This window comes from Mucilaginibacter sp. NFX135 (assembly GCF_048565145.1).
Lineage (GTDB): Bacteria > Bacteroidota > Bacteroidia > Sphingobacteriales > Sphingobacteriaceae > Mucilaginibacter.
The window spans coordinates 5,426,577-5,438,832 of the sequence record NZ_CP183412.1 but is presented as its reverse complement, the minus strand read 5'-3'; the positions used below and the strand labels follow the sequence as shown (position 1 = coordinate 5,438,832).

The following is a 12,256-nucleotide window of genomic DNA, read 5'->3' as shown; positions in this document are numbered from 1 at the left end:
ATTAAAATCCCATCTTATCCTTTATACCGCCGTTTTTAACCAGGAATTTGCCATACTCCAGCAAATTATCAATAGGTGAACGCTGGAACAGATCGAATGTAACGTTAACACCTTTTTCAATAGCTTCGTCGGTTTTCTCAAATCCGGCCGAGTTATCATTCACCCAAAAGTTCAGCACAAATACAAATTGTACCCACAAGGCATCTTTGTAGCGTTTGCTGAAAAACTTACGGTCGCTCAGTTCTGATGATTCCAACCCTTCTTTCAATATCTCATCGGCAAAGTTTTCGTAAATATCCTTCAGCTGCTCAAACACACGAGGGGTGGTAAAACCTTTAGGCTGTTTGTTGATGGTGTAAATGGCAAAACTGCGGCTGCCTTTGAGTAATTCGAAAAAACCGTAAAAGAAGGATAAGGCTTTTTCACGGGCGCTATAGCCGGCCCAAACTTCCTGTCCGCGAATCTCTGTTAAAGTTTTGCGGGCAAATTCGGCCCAGATGTTTTGCTCAACTGCTTCAAACGAACCAAAGAACTGGTAAAACTCAGCCTCGGTCATTTCGTTCTGTTTGGCAAAAATGTAAACCGATTTGGGCTGCGCGCCCTCGGTCAGTACATAATCAATATACGCGTTCTGGATGCTTTCGATAGTTGCCATAATTTAAAACTTTTTAAGAGCCTCACCTAATCCTCTCCAAAGGAGAGGACTTTACTTTGTATTTTTTTGCTTTTCTAACTCCCTCTCCTTTGGAGAGGGCAGGGGTGAGGCTTTATATAAACTGCTCAACCGCATGTTGTAATTGCCGTGCCTGTATCACCCCGCTTTGGCGCCATTTTGTTTGCCCTTTTTGAAATATCATGAGGGTTGGTACGCTTTGGATCTTGAAGGCGCTTGCTGCCGACGGGTTTTTGTCAATATCTATTTTAAGGATCTTTACCTTGTCGCCAAGGGCGTGTTTTACATCCTGCAATATGGGCGGCATCATTTTACAAGGGCCGCACCATTCGGCCGAAAAATCAACCAGCACAGGCGTGTCTGATGCTATAATTTCCTGGAAATTTGCCATAGCGTATTTGTTTTAGTTCAAGAGTGAAAGTTCATAGTCCACTTGTTATGAACACTCTAATTTCGTAAAAGTTTAGGGTATTTGTAATGGTATGGCATATTATGACTTTGGGGTTATGAAGGGGGAGCCGGGCATAATGCTAAAAAAGCGTCATTGCGAGGTACGAAGCAATCTCTACGTAAGCAGGCCGGTCATTTAAAGCTTAAACTGTTCTATTCGCTCTGTATAGCATAGGGATTGCTTCGTACCTCGCAATGACGATTTTTAAGTTAAAATACCTAAATTTAAGCATGCAAACCAAACTAATCATTTACCTCTGTCTGCTGCTTTTAACCCCCATAGCCATTATGGCGCAGGATAAACCAACTGTAATGCCACTTTGGCCCAAAGGCGCGCCGGGTTTTGAGAACCGCCGTAATGAGCCCGAGCAGGCTAAGGATTACTGGGTGAAAAATATCCACAATCCTTCACTCACAGTTTTTGCACCGCCGACGGGTAAAGCCAACGGCGCGGCTATTGTTGTGTGCCCGGGTGGTGGTCACCGGTTGCTGGTATATACCGCCGAGGGTGTTGATCCGGGTAAATACCTCAGCAACCTGGGGGTGACTGTTTTTGTGCTGAAGTATCGTTTGGGCAGGGATACGCTGTCGCCTTATAAAATTGATGTACATGCCAAACAGGATGGTTACCGTGCCATGCGACTGGTGCGCAGTAAAGCTGCCGAATATGGCTTAGATACCAACCGCATAGGGATGATGGGTTTTTCGGCCGGAGGCGAGGTGGTGGATATGGTGGCTTATGGTCCGGGTAAAGGCGATGCCAATGCGCCTGATCCGGTCGACCGGCTGAATGCCCGGCCAAACTTTGTGATCCAGATATATCCTGGTCCGCTGTATATACCCGATGTGCTGCCTGCCGATGCTCCGCCGGCCTTTTTGCTGGCTGCCAATGACGATCCTTGCTGCTCGCCCTCGGTAGTAAAACTGCTTAACCTGTATCGCACCGCCAAAATACCGGTAGAGGTGCATTTGTATACTCAGGGCAGTCATGGTTTTAACATGGGTAACCGGTCCAAACTGCAATCTATCAACACCTGGCCGCAGCGCATGGCCGACTGGCTAACGGATAATAACTATTTAACCCCCGTAAGAAGGGAAAGACCGAAGGTGTTGCATTGAGCCCCCCAGCCCCCTAAAGGGGGAGCTTCTGATTGGCGTGATGGGATCGACTCACCCGATCTACGCTTCGCTGGATCACCCTTTCTCCGGCTTTGCCGCAAAGAGGGTTGAGGAAATTCATCTCTCTTTACAGCAATGAAGTTGTTTTTTAATATTATGCAAATCCCTCTTTCCGCCAAAGGCGAAGAGAGGGATGTCGAGCGTAGCGATGACAGGGTGAGTCTACACACGCAAATCAGAAGCTCCCCATTTAGGGGCAGGGGCCTAAAATTCTATGGATTTAACATCACTACCTGCACCTCTGATAATTCTTTTTCGCGCGTAGCCCGGTTCAGGAATGTGGGATTGAGGCGGGTTACGGAATAATGTTTAAAAGTTTTGACCGGCTTAAATTTCCAGCCTTTTGTTTCGAGGGTATGCAATACTTCTGTATTGGCATATAGCAAGCCCTTGTTCCTTATCTGGGAGGATTCAGTAATTTCTGTAAAGGGCGCATGCAGATAAAAGTTAAAATCGTCATGAAACTGGCCGTCATTAATATAAACCGGAAGTTTTTGTGGATTATTATGGTTGATCCAGATGGCGGCCTCACTGCCCGATTGGTAGTGCAGCAGCGAGGGATAAAAACATAGGTTAAGAAACAGGTTTACGATAAACGAAGCCAGCATGGTGCTGAAAATAATCCGCTGCATACCCGTGGAAATTCTACCTGGCAAAAATATCAGCATCAGCAGGAAGATAGCGATGATTGATCCGGTGAGCGGGCCAAAGGTTTCGGGGCGATAAAAATACCACAATGTGGTTATAATCATCAGCATCAATACAATAACAATAGTTTGTGTAATGTGTACCGCTTTGATACTTCTTTCGGATTTGAGCCCTGCGAGATACTGTGCCGTAATAATAGCGAAGAACGGGAATACGATATTTAAATAATGCGGCAGTTGAAATTGGGATGCCGAGAACAACAGGAAAGTGATAAGCGAACCACAGATACAATACCACTCCTGTGCCTGTACATTTTTGATACCCTTCCTGATGAACTGAAATATGGCCGCAAATAGTAACAGCGACCAGGGTAAAAAAGCCCATAGTGTAGTATGTATAAAAAAGGTAGGGTCGCCATGGCCTTTAATGGGACCTGTGTTAAAAAAACGCCCGAACTGGCTGTCCCAGAAAAAGAATTTGATACCGGATACGCCTGTATGCCCGAATACCACTTTTTCGGGATGGAGATCAAATTGCCGGTACAGGCACCAAACCTCGGGTGTGATGAATAGCAGCACTAATATAATGGCCAGCAGCCATCGCCAGTGAAAGAACTGTTTCCATTGCCGGGTAATGATCAAATGCCCAACTATCGATCCGCCAATAGTAATAAGCGCGAACATGCCTTTGGTCATCACCGCGCAGGCGGTAAACAGGCAGGCCAATACCAGCTGCCCAAAACTATTACGGATATACGCTTTATAAAAATGATAAACTGCAGCAATAATCAACCCAGTTAAATAAGGTTCGGCACGCACATCGGTATTGGAAAGGATGATGTGCTGGGCAGTAAGCAATATCAACACGGCCCACAAAGCGGTTTGTTTATTATACAGATCCTTGGCAAAATGATAGGTGTACACAACACCCATCATCATAAACAGGATGCCCGGCAGCTTATAAGCCCAGGTGGTAAAACCAAAACATTTAAAGGACACCGCGGCAACCCAAAACGGAAAATGTGGTTTATCGAGCCAGTCGCTACCCCAGGCAAACAGGTCGGCGTAGTTGTTACGCTGCACCATGTTTTTGGCGATGATGGCATACAGGTTAGCATCGGGCCCCATAATGGTGGTGAGCAAACCGGTAAAATTGATAACAACCGCCATACCGATAAACAGGTAGAGCCATTTAGTTTGATGAGCGGTACCGTGGTTTGAGGTTACTGGTTCGTGTTGCATGTATAGGGGGCTCATCTTGCGGATATCATGTATGCAAATATAAACAGATTTTAGGAGTAAGGATTTTTAGAACAAGGAGCAAGGACTTGGAGAGCGAGGATTTTAGGAAGAAGGAGCAAAGATTAGGGGAGTAGGGGTAAAGACATTTTGCTTTTGTTTGCCTTAATCTATTGTCCATAGATCCTTGTTCCAAAATCTTCCCAAAACATAACAATTTATTAACGTCTTGATTTTTAAAACGGGGTAGTTTAGTACCTTGCCTTCATTCAAGTATATATGATTCGAAATTCTATAAAATTAACTGTAACAGGCCTGTTTTTACTGGCAACTTTAAGCGCAAATGCTCAAACCCGTACCAAAAAAGCGGTTTTTATTATTGCCGACGGCATCCCGGCCGATGTGATCGAAAAGCTGAATACGCCTAATCTGAAATTGATAGCCCAGCAAGGTACTTATCTGCGAGCTCACGTTGGCGGCGAAAAAGGGGGCTATTCGCAAACACCCACCATATCTGCCAATGGTTACAATAGTTTGCTTACGGCTACCTGGGTAAATAAGCATAACGTTTGGGGTAATGATATCAAGGCGCCCAACTATAACTATTGGAATGTTTTCAGGATGTTTAAAAATGCTTACCCTAATAAAAAGACAGCTATTTTCTCGAGCTGGACGGATAACCGTACTAAACTCATCGGCGATAATCTGCCTGCTGCTGGCAATATCCACCCTGATTATGCTTATGATGGTTATGAACTGGATACCGCGAAATTTCCGCATGATAAGCTGAGTAATTATATGCACCTGATAGATGAGCAGGTGGTTGCTTCGGCTGCAACGTGCATTAAAGATAAAGCGCCCGACCTGTCATGGGTATATCTGGAGTTTACGGATGATATGGGGCACCGTTATGGAGATAGTCCGCAATATTATGATGCCATTGAAAAGATGGACGCGCAGGTTGGTCGTATCTGGCAGGCTATTCAATATCGCCAGAAAAACTTTAAGGAAGATTGGCTCATATTTATCACGACCGATCATGGTCGCAGCGAGCTAAACGGCAAAGATCACGGTGGCCAAAGCACCCGCCAGCGCTCCACCTGGATGGTAACCAACTATAAACCGTTGAATAATTACGCTAAATACTATACACCCGGTATTGTGGATATCACCCCATCTATCAATACTTTTTTAAATGTAAGGGTACCTGAAGCACAATTGCGTGAGGTTGATGGTATATCGCTGATCGGACAGGTTTCCGTTGCAGAGCCACAGGCTAATTTTGTGCAGGGCTCACTGGATGTAAGCTGGAAAGCATTGAGCCCACAAGGCAAAGTAAAGATCTGGGTAGCTGCCGCCAACAATTACAAAGAAGGTCAGTCCGAGGAGTATAAACTATTAGCCGAAGTACCAGTTACCAATGAACATGCGCTGCTGGATGTTAAAAATCTGCCATCCAAGTTTTATAAGGTTTGTATTGAAGGGCAATTTAATACGGTGAATAGGTGGGTGGTTTTGGAGGAGAAGAAGTAGGGAGTGAGTCAAGAGATAAGAATCAGGAATCAAGATAAAGCACAAAAGCCAAGGCTTGTGCGATTCCTTCCTTGGGGGAGGGAATTTAGAAAACCACAAAGGCCGTACATTAATGCACGGCCTTTGTTATTATGGATTACCTAAATTACTTTTCCCATCAGCGGATCGCTAAAGCTGTGCTGCCCGGTTTCTACGCGACCGGCGTAGCGCTTTTCGAATGTTTGGCTGCCGGTAACTTTTACGCTGAAATCATACCAGCCATGGCTTTTAGTTAGATTAAGTACCAGTGTGCTTTGTCCTTTGGCTGTTATTGCCTTTTTTAGGTTATTGGTTTTATAAGCATGGTCAGTGATCTCGATGGTATGGGCTTTGCCATCGGCATTGGCCAGTTTGAGGGCAATATTACCGGTCAGTTTATTACCTGTGTGTTCGTAATCGCAGGTTACATCCAGGTGCGGATCGTTAGTGTTGCCTTTGTACTCCCGGAAGAAACCGTTAGGGCCGTAAACACGCAAATGGTATTCATCGCTTTCAAATTCCTGTACGGGCCATTTATCGGTGAGGCTATCGCCTGCGGAAAGCGCATAAGCCCAGGTACGGAGCGGCTCCATCTGCTGCGGATCGTTAAAGCTAACGTACTTGCCAGGCGCGTAAACATTAAATGGCGCCCCTATGGCCTTATCGCCAAATGCTTTGTTATCGGCAGTGAATTTTATTTCGAACGATTTTTTATCGGCGCTCAGCTTACCATCGGCATATAGCTGGTAGGGCAGGGCGCATGATGGTTTGATGCCTTTTTCCTGTTGCGGCATGTAGGGCGACGAGTGTGGATCTTTGTTGATCTGCGCAATCTCAGCAGGGGTAAGCAGTTTATAAGTAGGCAATTTTTTAAACTTGGCCTGATGGATGCTTTCTAAAAACGCGTCTTTGGCTACAAACTCAGGGTTAGCTATTTTTTCGCCATTGTAGGGTCTGAACACGCTGGTTAAATCGCCGCAAATGGTACGGCGCCAGCTGCTGATGTTTGGTTCGGCTACTTTTTTACCTGTTTTTTTGCTTAAAAAATCTTCCAGGAATTGCAGGGTTGAAGTATGGTCAAACACTTCGGAGTTTACCCATCCGCCCCTTGACCAAGGTGAAGCGATAACCAAAGGTACACGGTAACCCAAGCCTATAGAGCTTTCACGATCGTACACCTCAGGAAAATTATTGCGGGCTTTTTCCTGGGCAAGGGTCACAAAGTCAACACTGGTATCAATACCTTTCGAAACCAGGCCAGTACCCGGTTTTTTAGAATGAGGCACTACAAATGGAGGTACGTGGTCAAAATAACCATCGTTTTCGTCGTAGGCCAATATGAAAATTGTCTTTTTCCAAACCTCGGGATTCTGGGTCAGTATATCCATTACTTCGGATACGTACCAGGCGCCAAACCAGGCCGCGCTTGGGTGGTCCGAGAAGTTTTCGGGGGCCGAGATCCAGGAAACAGTTGGCAGCTGCCCTGTTTTTACATCTTCTCTGAATTGATGAAGCACATCTCCTTTAGGTACCAGCAGTTCGCGTTCGGTACCATTATCATCATATTTCAGGTTCACCAGCTCGCGGTAATGCGGATCATTGGTATTGGTGACAAAGCCTTTCTGGTGCAGGTTTTTTTCACGCTGTGATAAAGTAGCAAATTTGCCGGGGTCAAGACTGGCCATATCCTTTTTGATATTATCCAGATCACGCTTTTTCTGTTTTAGCTGTTTTTGCAGGTGATCAATATGCGCATCACCGGCAGGTAAAGCGGCTATCTGTTTTTCAAGTGCATTTATCTCATCTGGTAAAAGGGTAAACCTTTTTTGCAGATAAGTAATATGGTTATCGTGAAGCTTGATGTTGTATTGGCTAAAAAACTCCAAAGGATTATCCTGGAAATTTGATAACCAGGAATCCTCTTCTCCTTCAAAACCGCTGTCGATAGCTACTTCATTCTGGTAATGTTTCCAGGAGATGCCATGGTCCTCTAAACGTTCGGGAAAGGTAGCCCAGTTGAGCGTGCCATAATCCATATCGTCGTTCCACACGTGGGCCAGCGAGTCTTCATGCTGCTCGGCACGTATGGTGCCGCTCCAGAAATATAATCTGTTGGGATTAGTACCGGTTAATGCCGAGCAGAAATTCTGATCGCACACGGTAAAGGCATCGGCCAGGGCATAATAAAAAGGCAGATCCTCCCGATTATAATAACCCATGGTAAGCGGCATGTGCTTGTATTCCTTAATACCGTTTTGTTTTACGTTGAGCCACTCATCATACTTGCCATCGTTACGGGCATTTACCTGGTTGGCCCAGGAATGCGGTAACGACGACATCCAGGTAGCTTTTGTACCTTTGATATCCAGGCGGAAAGGAGCATAAGTTTCACCTGCTTTGTTAGATTGCAGCCATACTTTATTTTTATTAGGCAAGTCAATAGCCCGCGGATCGTTATATCCGCGCACGCCTTTAAGCGTACCATAGGTATGATCAAAAGAGCGGTTTTCCTGCATCAGGATCACGATATGTTCGGCATCCAGGTACGTGCTGCCGGTGGCCGGGTTTATGGCCATCGCTTTTTGAATAGATTCGGGCAAGATGCTGGCTATGCCGGCCGCGCCTGTCAATAATGCTGCTTTCTTTAAAAAGTCTCTGCGGGTATCAAACATTAGTGTTTAGTTATTTATTGGTTCATAGCTGATGGTTCATTGACCATGGTAAAATAGAAATAATCCAAAATATAATCGTCAATTGTTTGTAGTTACTATGAACTATCAACTACAAACCATAGACTAATTCCTTGCTGCTATTACTTCCTCGCACAGGCCAAATGAAAGTGTCATGCCGTTACCGCCCATTCCGTTAATGATGGTTACACCGGGTTCGATATCAACAATAAGCTCGGTAGCCCCATTAGTCATTTTGGGGTAAATACCATGCCATGACTGCAGGAGTTTCCAGTCCTTAAAGGTGGCAAAAGTATGTAAGTACTCTATTATTAAATTATTAATAAATGCCTTATCAAAAGGATCATGTACCAGGCCATATTCATGCGAATCGCCGATGGTTAATTCGCCGCTGCCATTTTGTGAAACCATTACGTGGATACCCCATTTTAGGTGTGTGGCATACTGTTCTTCGTAACGTTTGCGCAAAGCGGGTAATGAAGCTGCCGACTGAAAACCAGGGTAATGGATCATGGATAAACCACCGCATAACGAAGGGCCTATGCGCCATTCATCAGGCTGGGTAACCAGGCGCATCATCTGTAGTTTACATTTGGTTATAGGTGTTTGAGCAAACAGCTCGGGGTACAAGGTTTCAAACTCGGCACCGCTGCATACAAATATTTCATCGGCCTGCCAGCTTCGGCTGCCGGATATTACTTTAGGGTGCTCGATACGGCTAATGGCAGTATTCCAGTGAAACTCTACGCCATATTTTTCGGCCAGGTATTTGGCTACCTGCCCAACTGCCTCGCGCGATTCTATGATCATGTCCTCACCACTCCACAAAGCGCCTTTTAATCCCTCGGGGTTTACAGCCAGTGATTTGTCAAAAGTTTGGGCCGGGGTTAATAGGGCACAGTCCCTGAATGGGTGATTAACCTCTACATATTCTTTAATAGCCTGCAACTCATCATCATGATAAGCCAGGTGCAATGATCCTACTTCATTATGCCAGATACCGGCTTCGGTACAAATAGTTTTCCAGATGCTGCGCGATAGCATGGCGCGATCATACATGGGGCCGGTTGCCTGCCCAATTGGCCATACCATCCCAAAGTTACGGATGGAAGCGCCAACTGCACGCTCGTTACGCTCAAATACAGTTACCTTATAGCCACGCATGGCTAAGGCACGGGCGGTGGCTAAACCAACAATGCCCGCGCCAATAATGATGGCAGAGCCGCCACGCGCCGTAATGGGAGAGTTTTCTGATGGGTTTGTATTCATTTTTTTAGTTTGATATGGTTATCAGATCATCACCCGTTAAATCAGGTTTTTTTTGACTTTTAACTTTTGAATTTTGACTTGGCCTTGCGCTTTGCAAAAAGTAAATGAGAGACAGTACACCACAGCTACCACCAACAAAACCAACAATCATAACGCCTTCCTGAAAAAAGTGACCCCAGCTAATATTTGGGTGGCCCAGTTCTTTTACCAGCAGGATGCTTACGCTGCCCAGGTAACCCATAGAATCGGCCACGTACATGATAAAGCCAACATTGCTTTTATAGTTAAAAGTGGCTATCATCCGCTCAAAAAATATGGCGTTATACGGCACGTATCCCAGGTAAAGACCGAGTCCGGCCATGGTCATCCAGCTTATAGGGCTTATCAGCTTCATGGTAAATAACAGGGTTGATACGCCAACCAATACACAGCCACCAATAATGAGCAGATGGATAATGCTGAAAGCCTTTAAATTCTTTTTAACCAAAATAAGCAAACTCATAGCAACCAGTACAATGATAGATATGATAGAATCGATATTGGTATAAATACTGTTGCTTTTTACGCCCAGATCGGCCCATATCTCCACCTCAAAATTATCGCGCACATCGCGCATAATGGTGAGCAGCACATAAATGATAATAGTGAGGATGATGCCGGGTAAAAAACGCATCAGGAATTGTTTACGTTCGGTAGCGTTCATGGGGCTGCGTTTGGTACGCAGCTTTTGGTCCTCGGCTGTAGGGGCGGGCATCAGCTCCATCCAAAATACAAATAGTAGCAGGGGTAAAACAAATATGGCTCCTGTTAAAAAGGGCATATGATATTCGTTTACGTGAAAAACGCTGAGCAGGGTACGCCCAACCGTTTTTACAAAGCCCGAAGCAAATATTAAACTAATAGATAGCACCGCTGCCATAAACTCGGTAGAACGCCGGCCTTCCAGGTAACCAAATACCAGGCCCCAGATCAGCCCAAGCGGAAAGCCGTTGATGAAGAGAAAAATGATATTGAAAGGAGCAGGTACCACAGCAAAAGCCAGCAATGCCAGCCAGGCAATGCCAATTAATGTTAAAATATAACGTGCCCTGTTTTTGCTGTTTACCTCGGCTATGAAACGGATGCCGTAAAACTTGCTGAAGGTATACCCTATTACCTGGGCTATCACCAACCATACCTTATAATCAATATGCAGGTATTGCTGACCGGTAAAGGTGCCGGCCGCAAAGGCCTTGCGAAAGGCATACATAGAAGTGTATAAGCCGAATGAGGCTACAGCAGCTATTATTGATAACAGGGAATACGGCCATTTAGCTACTTTTGCCCTAAGTTGCTCCATCAGTTTTATCATTTTTATTGATTTATGATATCAACTATCTGTGCTATATCATCACTGATGTGAGAGGATCTGTATTTTTTTAAGGCCGCGTGGAAAGCTTTGTTCACCTCTTGATCATCTTTAACCGCAGTGCCGGCAAGGTCAAATACCACTAATTTAATAGCCATATAATATCAATAAAACAATGTTTAGCAATACTAAACTTTGTTTATTAATACTGAGCTAAATTTGTGTTAAGGTTGAGTTAAGTGGTGAGTGGTGAGTAGTGAGTGGTGAGTGGTGAGTAGTGAGTGATGAGTAGTGAATGGTGAGTGAGTGGTTAACGGGTAACTTTGGGATTAGTATATGGTTAGTGGGTAGTTATGAGTATGTAGAGGTTTTACATTCTCTACTTTTTTTTAACTCACTACTCACCATTCACCACTCCCCATTATGTAGAGGTTTACATTCCTTACTTTATTTTTTTAACTCACTACTCACTACTCACCATTCACCACTCTATTTTTTTTCTTCAAAAAAGTAAACCGCGAGCATAATGGCGGTGGTGTTGCCCAGGTTTTTGGGAGTATGGGGGATACGGCCATCAAATAACATAGAATCGCCCTGGTGTATAACTATCCTGTCATCATTAAACTGGTATTCTACTTCACCCTGTAAAATATATTTGTACTCAAAGGCATCCGTTTCTACCAACGGACGCTCCGCTCCGGGCTCAAGTTCCAGTATGACAATATCAACGGTTGATTGCGTGATGGACTGTGTAAAAATGCGCTGGTAATGGAAGCCTGCGGTGTGTTCTTTTTCAAAATGCTCGTACTCACTCTTGCGTTTTATTAATACAGGTAAATGATCACTTTTTGAGCGGATATCCTTAAAAAAATCATTCAGGTCAATTTCCAGGGCCTTAATAATTTCAATCAGTACCATGAGCGATGGTATGGTACGGCTGTTCTCGATCTGTGATATCAATCCTTTACTCACATTGGCCCGTATAGCCAGTTCCTGTACGGTGATATTTTTTTCACGACGGCGCTCTTTTATCCGGTTACTGATCTGTATCAGTATATCTTCTTCCATTATTTAGTCTCCATTAGCGGGTGCAAAGTAGTTGTCAAAATCCAAAAGTCAAAATTCAAAAAACCTCAATCAATCAGCATCGTTCTTAAAATGAATCCCTGAAAAACATAAAAACAGGTAGCTAATTACCTAATAATGATAT

General features: G+C 44.6%; 10 protein-coding genes. 2 read left to right on the top strand and 8 right to left on the bottom strand.

The window, feature by feature from the left end:
- Position 1 precedes the first annotated feature (1 nt).
- Positions 2–655, bottom strand: a complete 654-nt coding sequence (locus tag ACNURT_RS22730) for a TetR family transcriptional regulator C-terminal domain-containing protein (RefSeq protein ID WP_419699607.1) — start codon at positions 653–655, stop codon at positions 2–4.
- A gap of 112 nt (positions 656–767) precedes the next feature.
- Positions 768–1,064 carry a thioredoxin gene (trxA, locus tag ACNURT_RS22725; RefSeq protein WP_370996258.1) on the bottom strand — a complete coding sequence of 99 codons (297 nt, stop codon included), beginning with the start codon at positions 1,062–1,064 and terminating at the stop codon, positions 768–770.
- Positions 1,065–1,354: 290 nt separating this feature from the next.
- Between trxA and ACNURT_RS22720 the strand changes: the two genes are divergently transcribed.
- The gene (locus ACNURT_RS22720) at positions 1,355–2,242 is read left to right on the top strand and encodes an alpha/beta hydrolase (RefSeq protein WP_419699606.1); all 888 of its coding nucleotides are present in this window, start codon (positions 1,355–1,357) and stop codon (positions 2,240–2,242) included.
- Positions 2,243–2,514: 272 nt separating this feature from the next.
- Here ACNURT_RS22720 and ACNURT_RS22715 read toward each other — a convergent pair whose 3' ends face one another.
- The gene (locus tag ACNURT_RS22715) at positions 2,515–4,191 is read right to left on the bottom strand and encodes an ArnT family glycosyltransferase (protein WP_419699605.1); all 1,677 of its coding nucleotides are present in this window, start codon (positions 4,189–4,191) and stop codon (positions 2,515–2,517) included.
- 276 nt (positions 4,192–4,467) lie between these two features.
- On the opposite strand from ACNURT_RS22715, the gene ACNURT_RS22710 reads away from it, so the two are divergent.
- Positions 4,468–5,721: an alkaline phosphatase family protein gene (locus ACNURT_RS22710; RefSeq protein ID WP_419699604.1), complete on the top strand. Its 1,254-nt coding sequence runs from the start codon at positions 4,468–4,470 to the stop codon at positions 5,719–5,721.
- A gap of 140 nt (positions 5,722–5,861) precedes the next feature.
- On the opposite strand, the gene ACNURT_RS22705 is transcribed toward ACNURT_RS22710, so the two are convergent.
- From ACNURT_RS22705 to ACNURT_RS22685, 5 genes are all read right to left on the bottom strand, one after another.
- The gene (locus ACNURT_RS22705) at positions 5,862–8,411 is read right to left on the bottom strand and encodes a phosphocholine-specific phospholipase C (protein WP_419699603.1); all 2,550 of its coding nucleotides are present in this window, start codon (positions 8,409–8,411) and stop codon (positions 5,862–5,864) included.
- Between the two features lie 123 nt (positions 8,412–8,534).
- Positions 8,535–9,698: a TIGR03364 family FAD-dependent oxidoreductase gene (locus ACNURT_RS22700; protein ID WP_419699602.1), complete on the bottom strand. Its 1,164-nt coding sequence runs from the start codon at positions 9,696–9,698 to the stop codon at positions 8,535–8,537.
- Between the two features lie 4 nt (positions 9,699–9,702).
- Positions 9,703–11,049, bottom strand: coding sequence for a DUF5690 family protein (locus ACNURT_RS22695; protein ID WP_419699601.1), 1,347 nt, complete (start codon positions 11,047–11,049; stop codon positions 9,703–9,705).
- A gap of 2 nt (positions 11,050–11,051) precedes the next feature.
- A complete protein-coding gene (locus ACNURT_RS22690) occupies positions 11,052–11,204 on the bottom strand; it encodes a hypothetical protein (RefSeq protein WP_419699600.1) in 153 nt (50 codons plus the stop codon).
- Between the two features lie 331 nt (positions 11,205–11,535).
- Positions 11,536–12,114, bottom strand: coding sequence for a helix-turn-helix domain-containing protein (locus tag ACNURT_RS22685; RefSeq protein ID WP_370996267.1), 579 nt, complete (start codon positions 12,112–12,114; stop codon positions 11,536–11,538).
- Positions 12,115–12,256 lie beyond the last annotated feature (142 nt).